The 13,496-nt window shown below is 62.3% G+C and carries 15 protein-coding genes; 8 read left to right on the top strand and 7 right to left on the bottom strand.

Annotation, left to right across the window (positions count from 1 at the left end; translation table 11 throughout):
- From M8997_RS07850 to deoA, 3 genes are read left to right on the top strand one after another with little or no spacing between them, the layout of a single operon-like run.
- Entirely contained in the window at positions 1–405 is a 405-nt protein-coding gene (locus M8997_RS07850; protein ID WP_250019450.1) for a cytidine deaminase, read from the top strand.
- The gene (locus M8997_RS07845; RefSeq protein ID WP_250019449.1) at positions 402–1,202 is read left to right on the top strand and encodes a purine-nucleoside phosphorylase; all 801 of its coding nucleotides are present in this window, start codon (positions 402–404) and stop codon (positions 1,200–1,202) included. The genes M8997_RS07850 and M8997_RS07845 overlap by 4 nt, the downstream gene beginning before the upstream one ends.
- A 6-nt stretch (positions 1,203–1,208) precedes the next feature.
- Positions 1,209–2,531 carry a thymidine phosphorylase gene (deoA, locus tag M8997_RS07840; RefSeq protein WP_250019448.1) on the top strand — a complete coding sequence of 441 codons (1,323 nt, stop codon included), beginning with the start codon at positions 1,209–1,211 and terminating at the stop codon, positions 2,529–2,531.
- Between the two features lie 12 nt (positions 2,532–2,543).
- On the opposite strand, the gene upp is transcribed toward deoA, so the two are convergent.
- Entirely contained in the window at positions 2,544–3,170 is a 627-nt protein-coding gene (upp, locus tag M8997_RS07835) for a uracil phosphoribosyltransferase (protein ID WP_250019447.1), read from the bottom strand.
- 161 nt (positions 3,171–3,331) lie between these two features.
- Here upp and ubiE point away from each other — a divergent pair, with 161 nt between their 5' ends.
- The 4 genes from ubiE (at position 3,332) to M8997_RS07815 (ending at position 7,750) form a co-directional block, all read left to right on the top strand.
- A complete protein-coding gene (gene ubiE, locus M8997_RS07830; protein WP_250019446.1) occupies positions 3,332–4,108 on the top strand; it encodes a bifunctional demethylmenaquinone methyltransferase/2-methoxy-6-polyprenyl-1,4-benzoquinol methylase UbiE in 777 nt (258 codons plus the stop codon).
- A gap of 7 nt (positions 4,109–4,115) precedes the next feature.
- The gene (gene ubiB, locus M8997_RS07825) at positions 4,116–5,693 is read left to right on the top strand and encodes a 2-polyprenylphenol 6-hydroxylase (RefSeq protein ID WP_250019445.1); all 1,578 of its coding nucleotides are present in this window, start codon (positions 4,116–4,118) and stop codon (positions 5,691–5,693) included.
- A 66-nt stretch (positions 5,694–5,759) separates the two neighbouring features.
- Positions 5,760–7,136 carry a bifunctional phosphopantothenoylcysteine decarboxylase/phosphopantothenate--cysteine ligase CoaBC gene (coaBC, locus tag M8997_RS07820; RefSeq protein WP_250019444.1) on the top strand — a complete coding sequence of 459 codons (1,377 nt, stop codon included), beginning with the start codon at positions 5,760–5,762 and terminating at the stop codon, positions 7,134–7,136.
- A 65-nt stretch (positions 7,137–7,201) separates the two neighbouring features.
- Positions 7,202–7,750: a GNAT family N-acetyltransferase gene (locus M8997_RS07815; protein WP_250019443.1), complete on the top strand. Its 549-nt coding sequence runs from the start codon at positions 7,202–7,204 to the stop codon at positions 7,748–7,750.
- Here M8997_RS07815 and M8997_RS07810 read toward each other — a convergent pair.
- The 6 genes from M8997_RS07810 to dut are packed head-to-tail and all read right to left on the bottom strand — an operon-like array spanning position 7,737 to position 11,687.
- The gene (locus M8997_RS07810) at positions 7,737–8,282 is read right to left on the bottom strand and encodes an SRPBCC family protein (RefSeq protein ID WP_250019442.1); all 546 of its coding nucleotides are present in this window, start codon (positions 8,280–8,282) and stop codon (positions 7,737–7,739) included. The genes M8997_RS07815 and M8997_RS07810 overlap by 14 nt on opposite strands.
- 9 nt (positions 8,283–8,291) lie before the next feature.
- Positions 8,292–8,657: a helix-turn-helix transcriptional regulator gene (locus M8997_RS07805; RefSeq protein WP_250019441.1), complete on the bottom strand. Its 366-nt coding sequence runs from the start codon at positions 8,655–8,657 to the stop codon at positions 8,292–8,294.
- A gap of 50 nt (positions 8,658–8,707) precedes the next feature.
- Positions 8,708–9,718, bottom strand: a complete 1,011-nt coding sequence (locus tag M8997_RS07800) for a proline racemase family protein (protein ID WP_250019440.1) — start codon at positions 9,716–9,718, stop codon at positions 8,708–8,710.
- The gene (locus tag M8997_RS07795) at positions 9,715–10,371 is read right to left on the bottom strand and encodes an HAD family phosphatase (protein ID WP_250019439.1); all 657 of its coding nucleotides are present in this window, start codon (positions 10,369–10,371) and stop codon (positions 9,715–9,717) included. Before M8997_RS07795 ends, M8997_RS07800 begins: the two co-directional genes overlap by 4 nt.
- Before the next feature lie 2 nt (positions 10,372–10,373).
- A complete protein-coding gene (locus M8997_RS07790) occupies positions 10,374–11,186 on the bottom strand; it encodes an isocitrate lyase/phosphoenolpyruvate mutase family protein (RefSeq protein WP_250019438.1) in 813 nt (270 codons plus the stop codon).
- A gap of 24 nt (positions 11,187–11,210) precedes the next feature.
- On the bottom strand, positions 11,211–11,687 hold the full coding sequence (gene dut / locus M8997_RS07785) for a dUTP diphosphatase (protein ID WP_250019437.1): 477 nt from the start codon (positions 11,685–11,687) through the stop codon (positions 11,211–11,213).
- 216 nt (positions 11,688–11,903) lie between these two features.
- On the opposite strand from dut, the gene M8997_RS07780 reads away from it, so the two are divergent.
- Positions 11,904–13,493 (top strand): peptide chain release factor 3, encoded by a 1,590-nt coding sequence (locus M8997_RS07780; protein ID WP_250019436.1) that lies wholly within the window; start codon positions 11,904–11,906, stop codon positions 13,491–13,493.
- The last annotated feature ends 3 nt before the right edge of the window (positions 13,494–13,496 follow it).

Genomic DNA, 13,496 nt, shown 5'->3' with positions numbered 1-13,496 from the left:
ATGAGCAAGGATCTGTTCGACGCGGCCTATGCGGCCATGCAGAAGACCCATTCTCCCTATTCGCAATTTCCGGTTGGCGCCGCCTTGCGCACGCGCGATGGCCGCGTCTATTCCGGCTGCAACATCGAAGTGATTTCCTATCCGGAAGGCTGGTGCGCCGAAACGACGGCGCTTTCGCACTTCGTCATGGGCGGTGGCGGCGAAATCACCGAGATTGCGGTCGTCGCCGAAAAGAAGGCCAAGTGCACGCCATGCGGAGGCTGCCGCCAGCGTCTGGCCGAGTTTGCCGGACCCGAAACACTGCTGCACCTTTGCGACAATGACGGCATCGTCGAAACCTTGCGTTTGCGCGATATCTTTCCCTATGGGTTCGAAGCCGACGTGCTCGGGAAAGGCGCCGCATGATTTCGGCGGCAACCGGACATCTCATACAGAAATTGAATGGACTGGCGCCCCGGATAGCACTGGTGCTTGGTTCAGGGCTGGGCTCGCTGGTCGATGCAGTGGATGATGCCGTCCGCATTCCCTATGCGGAACTGCCGGATTTTCCGCATAGCGGCGTTTCGGGTCATGCGGGCGAGGTGGTCGCCGGTTATCTTTCCGGCAAGCCGGTGCTCATGCTCGCCGGACGCTCGCACTACTATGAAAATGGCGATGCTGCAGTCATGCGGCCGGTGATTGCCAGCCTCGCCGATCTCGGTATTGAAATGCTGCTGCTCACCAATGCGGCAGGCTCGGTGCGGCACGATCTGATGCCGGGAAGCGTCATGCTGGTCGATGACCACATCAATTATTCCGGCCGCAACCCGCTGATCGGCGAGGCGACCGACCAGCGGTTCGTCGGCATGACCACCGCCTATGACCGCAAATTGAGGGATGCGTTGCTGCTGGCGGCCGGCGATGTCGGCGAAAGGCTGGAGCAGGGCGTCTATATGTGGTTTTCGGGGCCGTCCTTCGAAACGCCGGCCGAAATCCGCATGGCCCGCATTCTCGGCGCCGATGCCGTCGGCATGTCGACCGTGCCGGAGGTGATCCTTGCCCGCTTTCACGGCCTGCGGGTTGCCGCCTGTTCGGTGATAACGAATTTTGGCGCCGGCATGACAGGCGATGAGCTCTCGCACGAGGAGACGAAGGACATGGCGCCCATTGGCGGAGCCAGACTGCAGAAGATAATCGCTGCATTCGTCCGGGACATGGGTTAGCCGCGGATGGTCCTGCCCCAGGAGATCATACGGCGCAAACGCGACGGCCATATGCTGGAGGCGAGCGCGATAGCCGCGTTCGTCGAGGGGCTGGGCTCCGGCCGCGTCACGGAAGGCCAGGTTGCCGCCTTTGCCATGGCGGTGTTCTTCCAGGGCATGCGGCGCGAGGAAACGGTGGCGCTGACGCTCGCCATGTTGCGCTCCGGCGATGTGCTGGACTGGTCGCATCTGCCCGGGCCGGCGGTGGACAAGCATTCGACCGGCGGCGTCGGCGACAATGTTTCGCTGATGCTCGCACCCATTGCCGCTGCCTGCGGCGCCTATGTGCCGATGATTTCGGGCAGGGGGCTGGGGCACACCGGCGGTACGCTCGACAAGATGGATTCCATTCCCGGATATCGCAGCCAGCCCGACAATGCGCTGTTTCGCAACGTCGTGCGCGATGTCGGCTGTGCGATCATCGGCCAGACCGCCAATCTCGCTCCGGCCGACAAGCGTTTCTACGCCATCCGCGATGTAACCGCGACCGTCGAATCCATTCCGCTGATCACCGCCTCCATACTCTCGAAGAAGCTGTCGGCCGGCCTTGGCGCGCTGGTCATGGACGTCAAGGCCGGAAGCGGCGCCTTCATGGCCCGAAAACGCGATGCCGTGACGCTCGCCGAAAGCATCGTCGCCGTCGCCGAGGGCGCCGGGCTGCCGACCACTGCCCTGCTCACGGATATGAACGAGCCACTGGCGCTTGCCGCCGGCAACGCCGTCGAGGTGCGCAATGCGGTGCGGTTCCTGACCGGCGAGCGACGCGATGCGCGACTGGAGACGGTGACGATTGCGCTGGTTGCCGAAATGCTGCTCTCGGCAGGGCTTGCATCGACGCAGCGAAACGCCTCCGCTATGGCGCAGGAGGCATTGAACAGCGGCAAGGCCGCGGAAATATTCGGCCGCATGGTCGCGGCGCTCGGCGGCCCGGCTGATTTCATCGAGCGGATGGATCATCATTTGCCACAGGCGCCAGTCCTCCAGGAGGTGAAAGCGCCTGCCGGGGGCTATGTCGCCGCCATCGATACGCGTGCTCTCGGCATGGCCGTCGTCCAACTTGGCGGTGGGCGGACCCGCCCGCAGGACCCGGTGGATCATGCGGTGGGCATCACCGCCCTCCAGCCGATCGGAGCGCGGATGGAAAAAGACGAGCCGATCGCCCTCATCCATGCGCGCAGCGAGGATGACGCCAGGCTGGCCGTTGCGAAAGTTCTTGCCGCCTATGGCTTTGCCGAGCGCAAGCCGCGATCGACCAGCCCGATATTGCGCCGGATATCAGCGGCGACGTAACGCGGCGTCGCGCTATTTCGTGCCGTACATCCTGTCGCCCGCATCGCCGAGCCCGGGGACGATATAGCCCTTCTCGTTGAGATGGCTGTCGATGGCCGCCGTGAACACCGGCACGTCCGGATGGGCCGTCGTGAAGCGCTCGATGCCTTCCGGCGCTGCCAGCAGACAGAGGAAGCGTATGTTGCTTGCGCCGCGATCCTTCAGTTTCTGGATGGCGGCGATGGCCGAATTGGCGGTCGCCAGCATCGGATCAACGACGATGATGAGGCGATTGACGATATCCTCGGGCGCCTTGAAGTAATATTCCACCGGCTGAAGCGTTTCATGGTCGCGGTAGAGGCCGATATGGGCGACGCGGGCTGCCGGCACCAGATCGAGCATGCCCTCAAGCAAGCCGTTGCCGGCGCGCAGGATGGAGGCAAAGACGAGCTTCTTGCCTTCGATGACCGGCGAATCCATCTCGACCAGCGGCGTCTGGATGCGGATATTGGTCAATTGGAGATCGCGGGTGACTTCGTAGCAGAGCAGGAGCGAGATTTCCTTGAGCAGGCGGCGAAAGCCTGCGGTCGACGTGTCCTTGTCGCGCATGATGGTGAGCTTGTGCTGCACAAGCGGGTGGGAAACGATTGTCACGCCCATTGAAAATCCCTCACTCTGAAATCAGTCCGACCTTAGCGATTGCTTGCTCCCGGCGCAAAGCATGCGTCGGCGGGACGCACAGTTTTGTCGCGCAGGAGGCAATAGCCTTCTGTTGATCAATCCTCTATGGTTCGCCGCGATAGCATTTCAGCAGGTGGAAGATGAACCAGCAACGCACCGGCGCCCATGGCGGCATGGAGACCTCGTTCGGCTTTCAGAACGTGCAGGACGGCGAAAAGCAGTCGCGCGTCAATGACGTATTCCACCGCGTGGCCAAGCGCTACGATTTGATGAACGATCTCATGTCGGGGGGGCTGCACCGCGTCTGGAAGGATTCCATGATCGCCTGGCTGTCTCCTTCGCGGACAGCGCAATGGAAGGTGCTGGACGTCGCCGGCGGTACCGGCGATATCGCCTTCAGGATCATCGAGGCATCGCAGCGAAACGCCCATGCCACGATCCTCGACATCAATGGTTCGATGCTCGAGGTCGGCCGCGACCGCGCCGAGAAGCAGGGATTGGCCGACAATACGCGCTTTGTGGAGGCGAATGCCGAAGAACTCCCGTTCGAAGACGGCATTTTCGATGCCTATACGATCGCTTTCGGCATCCGCAATGTGCCGCATATCGATCGCGCACTGGCGGAAGCCTATCGCGTGCTCAAGCCGGGCGGGCGCTTCCTCTGCCTGGAATTCTCCGAGGTCGAACTGCCTGTCCTCGACAAGATCTACGATGCCTGGTCGTTCAATGCGATCCCGAAGATCGGCAAGGCCGTGACCGGCGACGCCGACAGCTATCAATATCTCGTGGAATCCATCCGGAAGTTTCCGCGCCAGGCGGATTTCGCCGAGATGATCCGCCAGGCCGGATTCGAGCGGGTTACATGGCGTAATTTCACCGGCGGCATTGCCGCGCTGCATTCCGGCTGGAAATTGTGATCGTTGAATGAGTAGTTTCGCCGCAATGTTCCGGCTCGTGCGAGCTGGCTGGATATTGACCCGGGAAGGCGTGATCGCGGCCTTGCCCGCCGAAGGCCTGACCGGCCTGCCGGCATTCGGCCACCGCGTCGCCGGGCTCCTGGCAAGGCGCCGGGCCCGCACTGCCCGCAGGTCGGAACGTCTGTCGCGCGCGATCAACAAGCTCGGCCCGTCCTATGTCAAGCTCGGCCAGTTCCTGGCCACGCGTCCGGATGTCGTCGGTACCGAGGTCGCGGATGATCTGGCGCTGCTGCAGGACCAGCTCGATTTCTTTCCCATGGCCGCATCCGTGCGGGCCATCGAATCCTCGCTCGGGCGGCCCGCCGGCGATCTCTATGCTTCCATCGGAGATCCGATAGCGGCCGCTTCGATCGCGCAGGTTCATCCGGCTTTCATCGATACGCCGGAGGGGCAGCGCAAGGTGGCGGTGAAGGTGGTACGGCCGGGCGTGCGCCAGCGCTTCACCAACGACCTCGAAAGCTTCTTCCTGGTGGCGCGCTGGCAGGAACGCTACATGCCGTCTACGCGGCGCCTGCGCCCCGTGGAAGTCACCCGGACGCTGGCGCAGACGACCCGCATCGAGATGGATTTGCGGCTCGAGGCCGCGGCGCTGTCCGAGATTGCGGAGAACACCGCCAATGATCCCGGCTTTCGCATTCCGACCGTCGATTGGGAGCGTACCGGGCGCGACGTGCTCACGCTCGAATGGATCGACGGCGTCAAGATGTCGGATATCGATGGCCTGGTCGCCGCGGGCCATGATCTGTTCAAGCTGGCGGAGACGCTCATCCAGTCCTTCCTCAGGCACACATTGCGGGACGGCTTCTTCCATGCGGACATGCATCCCGGCAATCTGTTCGTCGATGCGACCGGCAATATCGTGGCCGTCGATTTCGGCATTACCGGTCGTCTTGGCAAAAAGGAACGCCGTTTCCTGGCGGAAATTCTCTACGGCTTCATCACCCGCGACTATGTGCGTGTCGCTGAAGTGCATTTCGAGGCCGGCTATGTGCCGCACCATCATGATGTGGCGAGTTTTGCCCAGGCCATCCGCGCCATAGGCGAGCCCATTCACGGCCAGCCGGCCGAAACGATCTCCATGGCCAAGCTTCTGACGCTGCTCTTCGAGGTTACCGAACTCTTCGACATGCAGACACGGCCGGAACTCGTCATGCTGCAAAAGACGATGGTCGTGGTCGAAGGCGTTTCGCGCACGCTGAACCCGCATTTCAACATGTGGAAGGCCGCCGAACCGGTGGTTGGCGACTGGATCCGGCGCAATCTCGGCCCGCAAGGCATATATGTCGATGCGCGCGAGGGCGTCGGCGCGGTGATGCACCTGGCACGGCAGCTGCCGGAACTGGTGGCTCGGGCGGATCGCCTGTCCAAGGAACTGGACCAGATGGCGCAACATGGCCTGCGTTTCGACGCGCCGACTGCCGAAGCCATCGGCCGCGCCGAGGCTCGCCATACGCGGTCGGGCCGTGTCGCGCTATGGGTGATTGCGGTTTGCAGCATCCTGATCACCTATTCGCTTTTATTCTAGGCAATTATCCCTTAGATTGATTGCATTGATTGCATAATCGCAATCACGAGCAGGAAAGTGCAATCAATGGCCAGCATCACTATCCGAAATCTGGACCCCGCGAGCAAGGAGCGGCTGCGCCGGCGCGCCGCTGCAAATGGCCGATCCATGGAGGAAGAGGCACGGCTGGTTCTCGGCGGGCTGGAAAGCGATCCCGTTCCGGCACATGCCGTTTCGCCGGCGGCGGGCAGTCTTGCCGGCAAGCATGTTCTTCTTATCATCGGCGGCGGCATCGCGGCCTATAAATGTCTCGACCTCATTCGCCGCCTGCGCGAGAAAGGCGCACGCGTCCGGCCGGTCCTGACGAAGGCGGCACAGGAATTCGTCACGCCGCTGGCGGTTGGCGCGCTCGCGGCAGACAAGGTGTTCAGCGAGCTTTTCTCCCGCGAGGACGAACATGATGTCGGCCATATCCGGCTGTCGCGCGAGGCAGACCTCATCGTCGTCGCGCCTGCAACGGCCGATCTGATGGCCAAGATGGCCAATGGACTGGCTGACGATCTCGCAAGCGCCGTCCTGCTGGCGACGGACAAGCGCGTGCTTGTTGCACCCGCAATGAATCCGCGCATGTGGGATCACCCCGCGACACGGCGCAATCGGGCCAGGCTGGAACAGGACGGCGTGTTCTTCGTTGGGCCGAACCGCGGTGAAATGGCCGAAAGCGGCGAGCGCGGCACGGGCCGGATGGCGGAGCCGCTGGAAATTCTCGCCGCCGTCGAGAACCTGATCGAGGATCGTTCGAAACCGCTCGCCGGCATGTCCATTGTCATGACCTCGGGGCCGACGCATGAGCCGATCGATCCCGTGCGCTATATTGCGAACCGTTCGTCCGGCAAGCAGGGCCACGCCATTGCCGCCGCGCTGGCGCGTCTCGGCGCGACCGTGCATCTGGTCTCGGGCCCGGTCTCCATTCCCGACCCGCTGGGCGTGGAGGTGACGAAGGTGGAAACCGCGCGCGAGATGCGCGATGCGGTGGAGCGTTTTCTGCCGGCCGATGCCGCAATCATGGTCGCGGCCGTCGCGGATTGGCGTACGGCGGACGCCGCCGGGGAAAAGATCAAGAAACAGCCAGGCCAGGCCGCACCCGCCCTGCAAATGGTGGAGAATCCGGACATATTGGCCGGTGTCGGCCACCACAGGCAGCGTCCGCGACTGGTTGTCGGCTTTGCGGCCGAGACGCAGGACCTGTTGTCGAATGCGCGCAGGAAGCTCGACAGGAAAGGCGCCGACTGGATCGTTGCCAATGATGTCAGCCATGAGACCGGAATCATGGGAGGCGACCGGAACATGGTCCGCATCATCACCCGCACGGGCGTGGAGGAATGGCCGGATCTGAGCAAGAAGGACGTTGCCGAACGTCTGGCGGCAAGGATCGCAGAAGCGCTGCAGACGGTGGAAGTCTAGCGCGTCTTCCGGCAATGCCGATGACTTCACAGCTTTGGATATCAACTTCAGACCAGGATTGCGCCATGAAGGAAACGCCGATTATCGAGACTGAAAGGCTTGTGCTGCGTGGCCACAGGCGGGATGACCTGGAACGGCTGCACGAGCTTTGGAGCCATCCGGTCGTCTATCGTCACATCTCTGGAGAGCCATCGTCGCCCGAACGCTCCTGGGGCAGGCTGCTGCAATATATCGGCATGTGGCAGGCGATCGGCTATGGCTTCTGGGCGATGGAGGAGAAGGCGACCGGCAGATATATCGGCGATGCCGGCTTCGCCGATTTCAACCGCGTCATGGAGCCCGCCTTCGGCGAGGTTCCGGAGATGGGATGGGTGGTCTCGCCGGAGGTCCACGGCAAAGGCTATGCCGTGGAGGCCTTGACCAAGATGCTGGAATGGGGAAAGGCCAATCTTGCCGCCAGAAGTGCGCGCTGCATCATTTCTCCCGACAATTCCGCTTCCATCAAGCTCGCCCGCCGATGCGGGTTCGAACCGATCGCCGAGACGAACTATCTCGGCGAGCCGGTCCAACTGTTCGAGCGTCCCTTGGAAGGCGTCCCGCTCAATCGACGATAGTCTGTCTGTATTGTGCCTCGACCTCGGCCAGCTTCTTCCAGAAGCCATCGACCTTCCGGCCGTTCAGCACGTCGATGAGGGCTGCCAGATGGCTGTGCCAACCACCGGATACACTGATCATCGCATCCCTGTGGGCGAGCCGGCTATGGGTGATGGTCAGCAATGTGTCCGTGCCCGAGGCGGCAAGTTCGAAGGTCACCTCGGAAGGCTCGCCCTCGCCCTGGGGCCAGGTCATGCTGAGCAGATGCGGCGGTTCATAACGCAATATCCTGCACCGGTTGACGTGTTTCTCATACTGCTTGTACTTGTCCGGCACCGTCTCGTCGGATATTTCGCCATTGTGGAAGGTCAGCACGACATCGCCGCCCACATGATCTGCCATGGGTCCCTCGGCCAGCCATTTCTTCCGCTTTTCCGAATTGACGATATAAGACCACACCCGATCCACCGGTCCCGGGAGCAGCCGTTCGATGCGAACGGTGCGCGGGGCGACCACGGCACCAAGCCGGTCATTTTCAACATAAGCGTCCATCTTCTGCTCCTATTTCTTGGGGTTCTGTGGCACCTTCGGTACCGTGGCATCTTCCTCGCGCAATAGAGCTTCGAGGTCGTCGAGGCGTTCGCTCCAGAAGCGCCTGTAGGTCGCAAGCCAGCGCTCGGCATCGGCAAGCCGGGCCGCTTCGAGTCGGCACAGATGCGTCCGCCCCTCGATCCGCCGCCGCACGAGGCCGGCGCTTTCGAGGACCTTGATGTGTTTCGACGCGCCCGCCAGCGACATGTTGAAGGGCGTCGCGAGGTCGCTGACGCTCTGCTCCCCCGGGATGAGCCGGTGCAGCATGGCTCGCCGCGTCGGATCGGCAAGCGCGTGAAAGATGACATCGAGATGAGGTGTGTTATATTCAACCATATGGTTTATTAACATGGCATCACCAGTTAGTCAACCGTTCGGTTTAATGTTCAGACTACCAGGAAGCCGCCGCCGAGCGGATCGTCTTCTTCGACGATGAATTCCGCTTTTCCGCTGTAATAGGCGTGACCGGAGACTCGGGCGGTAATCGCATCATGGGGTCCGGCTCTGGTCGTCGAGGCAACCATGCCGACAAAGCGTGAACCGACGATGCTTTCGAAGATGCGTGCCTGGCCCTCATAAATCTGTCGCTTGGCATTCATGGCGGCGAGGCGGGCGGTAACGCCGGAGCCTGTGGGCGAGCGATCCAGTTGCGCATCGGCGAAGATGCAGACATTGCGCGTAGGGCCCTCGTTCCAAACGTCGTTGCCGTCGGTGAGGATCGTACCATAGAGGAAGGCGAGGTCCGCATGGTCGGGATGGTCTAGCGGCACTGCCTCCCTGACGGCTTCGGTCACGGCGGTCGCACATTCGGTAAAGGTCTTGGCCGAACCCTCGCTGAATTCGAACCCGAACTGGCGGCAATCGGCCAGCGCGTAGAAGGCCCCGCCATAGGCGACATCGACGACAATTTCACCATGGCCCGCAACGTTGACGCGTATATCTTGCGCAAACAGGAAGGCCGGCACGCTCTCGAACGAGACGCTGCCCGACTTCCCATCCGCGACGGCAACCGAGGCGACGACCATGCCGCAGGGGCATTCGATATTAACCGTCGTTACCGGTTCCACCTTCGGAACCAGACCGTTGTCGACGGCGTAGCGGCCGAGCGCAATCACCGCATGGCCGCACATGGTGGAATAGCCTTCATTGTGCATGAACAGCACGGCAAGGTCGGCGCCGGGGAGATTTGGCTCGACCAGCAAGGCGCCATACATGTCGAAATGCCCGCGCGGTTCGAACATCAGGATCTTGCGCAGATGGTCGAGTTCCGCCTGCGCATAGGCGCGCTTCTCGAGAATGGTGCCCTTCGGCAGTTCCGGATAGCCGTCGACGATGATGCGCACCGGTTCGCCGCCGGTATGCATGTCCACGACCTTGAGCGGCTTGGTCAGCATCATGCGAGGCCCAGCAGGGACGGCAGTTTGCGCATGTCGTCGAAGAGAATGCCGCCGGCCTCCGCAAGTCCTTCGCGATCGGCATGCTCGTCACCGCAATAGGAATAGACCTTCATGCCGGCGGCGATGCCCGCATGTGTCCCGGCGACGCTGTCTTCGATCACCACGCTCTGCGCCGGGGCGAAACCCATCTCGCGGGCGGCATGCAGGAAAAGATCCGGAAAGGGCTTGCCGCGCGGTACCATCGAGGCGCTGTAGAGCACGTCCTCGAAGTAGCGGATCAGCCCGGTCTTGCCGAGCGTGACATGCATCTTCTCGACATTGGCGGACGAAGCTACGCAATAGCGCAGCCCTGCGCTCCTCACGGCGCCGATCACCTCTTCGATATGGGGTATGGGCTCGACGCCGTTCTCGAACATCACCGGTATGGCATCATACCAGCGCTGGACGAAATCATCGCCAAGCTGGAAACCCTGCGCCTCGACCTTCTCCTTCACGGCACGCATCGGCATGCCGCAATAGGACTTCCGAACCTCGGCAAAAGTCGTCTCGAAGCCCCTCTCGGCGAGCATCTTGACGAGGTGGTTGTTCCCGATCGTTTCGGTATCGACGAGAACGCCGTCGCAATCGAAGATCACCAGTTCCGGCTGTGGCATGTCTAGCTGTCCCCGTTCCGGGAGAAGAGGCCCTGCAATTCCGAATAGGCCACGCCTGAGCGGTTGAATTCGAACGTACCCTTGTCCAGCATCTCGCGGGCGGCGGTGTGCAGCGCGGTGAAGGCGGCCGTCGTCAGGCGCGAGCCGAGCGAGAGGCGGCTTATACCGATCTCTGTGAGTTCAGGCACGCTGAGCCCCGCAGGCGCAATCGTGCTGACGGGTTTCGATACGGCAGCACAAAGCTCGCGCAGGCGGGCCGGATCGGAAATGCCCGGTGCGAACAGCACGTCCGCTCCGGCTCGTTCGAATGCCTGCAGGCGCTTTACCGTAGCGTCGAAATCCGTGATGCCATGCAGGAAATTCTCGCAGCGCGCCGTGAACACGAAATCGCCCTTGAGGGCGCGTGCCGCCTCGGCTGCCGCCGCAACCCGCTCCACCGCGTGGTCGAAATCATAGATCGGCTTCGCCGCGTCGCCGGAAAAGTCCTCGATTGAACATCCGGCAAGCCCGGCTGCCTCCGCGGCGAAGATCGTCTCCGCGGCGCTGTCGGCGCTGTCACCCTTGCCCTTTTCGAGATCGGCGGAAATCGGCAGGTCGGTCGCCGCAACCATCTCGCGGCAGTGCTGCATCATGGCATCGAAGGGCACGCCGCCATCGGGCAATCCGCGCGAGAAGGCAAAGCCCGCGCTCGTGGTGGCGAGGGCCTTGAAACCAAGCGACGCGAGGTATTTCGCGGTGCCCGGATCCCACGGATTTGGCATGATGAGAATATCGCGCCCCTCATGCAGGAGCCGGAACGTCTTGCCTTTGTCCATGTGGGTTCCTCCCGACGATGATATTTACGAAGTCCCCGTAGAGCCGAAGCCTCCGCTACCGCGCGCCGTGTCGCTGGCATATTGACGTTCTTCGGTCTCGAGCTGCACGACCGGGGCAAGCACGATCTGGGCGATGCGCATGCCGCGTTCGATGTAGAATTCCTCGTCGCCATGATTGATCAGCAGGACCTTCACCTCGCCGCGATAGTCGGAATCTATGGTTCCGGGCGTGTTCAGGCAGGTGATGCCGTGTTTCAGGGCAAGGCCGGAGCGAGGGCGGACCTGCGCCTCGAATCCTTCCGGAATCTCGAAAATGAGGCCGCTCGGCACCAGTGCCCGCCGTCCGGGCAGCAACAGCAGCGGCCGATCCTCGGGGACGGCGGCGCGCAGATCCATGCCTGCGGAGCCGGCGGTTTCATAGCTGGGAAGGTCGAGGCCCGCGCCGTGCGGCAGGCGGACGAGACCGAGGGGTGGGCGAGTGGAATCGTTTGGCTGGGACATGGGACGAGCTTTTTCACCAGAGAGAGTTTCGGTCAACCGGCAAGTGGGCGCAGGATCGTTCTTTGCACATAATCTCTTTTTAACCGCTGATCGCTCCGACGGCGATTCCAAAATGCGGAATTCCGTTACCTCGGCACCGGATGATTCAAAGGTCGACGCCAGCACCCCCGCCTGATAGAAGGCGCCAAACCTTTTCCCATTGATCGAGCCGCCTTCATGTCCACTGCCGAGCATCCCGTATCCCGTCGCCGTACCTTCGCAATCATCGCCCATCCCGATGCCGGCAAGACCACGCTGACTGAAAAGCTGCTGCTTTTCGGCGGAGCGATCCAGCTCGCCGGCGAGGTCAAGGCCAAGAAGGATCGCATCCAGACCCGCTCCGACTGGATGAATATCGAACGCGACCGCGGCATTTCCGTGGTCACCTCGGTCATGACCTTCGAATACAAGGATTGCATCTTCAACCTTCTCGACACGCCCGGCCATGAGGATTTCGCCGACGATACCTATCGAACGCTGACGGCCGTCGACAGCGCGGTCATGGTGATCGATGCCGCCAAGGGCATCGAAGCGCGGACGCTCAAGCTTTTCGAAGTCTGCCGCATGCGTGATATTCCGATCATCACCTTCATCAACAAGATGGACCGGGAGAGCCGCGATCCCTTCGAGATATTGGACGAGATCGAGCAGAAGCTGGCGCTGGACACCGCACCCATCAACTGGCCGATCGGCCGCGGCAAGAGCTTTGCCGGAACCTATAATCTGCAGGACAATACGGTGCGGCGCCGGGACGAGGAAGTAGCGGCGACCAAGGTCAACGGTCCGGAAGCGGACGCTGCCTCCGGCCTCCTGCCGGCCAATGAACGGGAAGCCTGGATCGAGGAAGCCACCCTCGGGCGCGACGCGTGCAATCCCTTCGACCTGCAGGCCTTCCGCGAGGGCCATCTTACACCGGTCTATTTCGGCTCGGCCCTGCGCAATTATGGCGTGCGCGAACTGATCGATGCGTTCTGCGATTACGGCCCGAGCCCGCGCGCACAGGACGCCGACACGCGCAAGGTGGAAGCCACCGAGGAGAAGATGACCGGCTTCGTGTTCAAGATTCAGGCGAACATGGACCCCAATCATCGCGACCGTATCGCATTTCTGCGTGTCTGCTCGGGCAAGCTGTCGCGGGGCATGAAGGCGAAGCTGGTGCGGACGGGCAAGCCCATGGGACTTTCGGCGCCGCAGTTCTTCTTTGCCCGCAGCCGCCAGATCGCCGACGAGGCCTGGGCCGGCGACGTGGTCGGCATTCCCAATCACGGCACGCTGCGTATCGGCGATACGCTGACGGAGGGGGAAGACCTTCTGTTCCGCGGCGTGCCCAATTTCGCGCCGGAAATCCTGCGCCGCGTTCGGCTCGACGATGCGATGAAGGCGAAGAAGCTGCGCGAGGCGCTGCAGCAGATGGCGGAAGAGGGCGTTGTCCAGCTGTTCCTGCCGGATGACGGATCGCCTGCGATCGTCGGTGTCGTCGGCGCCCTGCAGATCGACGTCCTCACCGAGCGCCTGAAGGTCGAATACACTCTGCCCGTCGGTTTCGAGCCGGCGCGCTTTACCGTGGCCCGCTGGATATCGGCGGATGATCCGGCCGAGTTGCAACGGTTCATCAACACGCATCGCGCCGACATCGCGCATGATCTCGACAATGATCCGGTGTTCCTGGCGCAGAACTCGTTCTCGCTGTCCTACGAGGCCGAGCGCTGGAAAGCCATCCGCTTCGCAGCGGTCAAGGATTATCAGGTGCGCGAAAAGGCCGCCTGAATG

Origin of the sequence: Phyllobacterium sp. 21LDTY02-6 (assembly GCF_023554255.2) — a bacterium.
GTDB lineage: Bacteria > Pseudomonadota > Alphaproteobacteria > Rhizobiales > Rhizobiaceae > Phyllobacterium.
The sequence above is the reverse complement of the archived record's forward strand: the minus strand, read 5'-3'. Positions and strand labels throughout refer to the sequence as shown.

Coding starts and splice junctions, on each gene's coding strand:
- M8997_RS07850 (WP_250019450.1), top strand. CDS start 1: ATGAGCAAGGATCTGTTCGACGCGGCCTATGCGGCCATGCAGAAGACC.
- M8997_RS07845 (WP_250019449.1), top strand. CDS start 402: ATGATTTCGGCGGCAACCGGACATCTCATACAGAAATTGAATGGACTG.
- deoA (WP_250019448.1), top strand. CDS start 1,209: ATGGTCCTGCCCCAGGAGATCATACGGCGCAAACGCGACGGCCATATG.
- upp (WP_250019447.1), bottom strand. CDS start 3,170: ATGGGCGTGACAATCGTTTCCCACCCGCTTGTGCAGCACAAGCTCACC.
- ubiE (WP_250019446.1), top strand. CDS start 3,332: ATGAACCAGCAACGCACCGGCGCCCATGGCGGCATGGAGACCTCGTTC.
- ubiB (WP_250019445.1), top strand. CDS start 4,116: ATGAGTAGTTTCGCCGCAATGTTCCGGCTCGTGCGAGCTGGCTGGATA.
- coaBC (WP_250019444.1), top strand. CDS start 5,760: ATGGCCAGCATCACTATCCGAAATCTGGACCCCGCGAGCAAGGAGCGG.
- M8997_RS07815 (WP_250019443.1), top strand. CDS start 7,202: ATGAAGGAAACGCCGATTATCGAGACTGAAAGGCTTGTGCTGCGTGGC.
- M8997_RS07810 (WP_250019442.1), bottom strand. CDS start 8,282: ATGGACGCTTATGTTGAAAATGACCGGCTTGGTGCCGTGGTCGCCCCG.
- M8997_RS07805 (WP_250019441.1), bottom strand. CDS start 8,657: ATGGTTGAATATAACACACCTCATCTCGATGTCATCTTTCACGCGCTT.
- M8997_RS07800 (WP_250019440.1), bottom strand. CDS start 9,718: ATGATGCTGACCAAGCCGCTCAAGGTCGTGGACATGCATACCGGCGGC.
- M8997_RS07795 (WP_250019439.1), bottom strand. CDS start 10,371: ATGCCACAGCCGGAACTGGTGATCTTCGATTGCGACGGCGTTCTCGTC.
- M8997_RS07790 (WP_250019438.1), bottom strand. CDS start 11,186: ATGGACAAAGGCAAGACGTTCCGGCTCCTGCATGAGGGGCGCGATATT.
- dut (WP_250019437.1), bottom strand. CDS start 11,687: ATGTCCCAGCCAAACGATTCCACTCGCCCACCCCTCGGTCTCGTCCGC.
- M8997_RS07780 (WP_250019436.1), top strand. CDS start 11,904: ATGTCCACTGCCGAGCATCCCGTATCCCGTCGCCGTACCTTCGCAATC.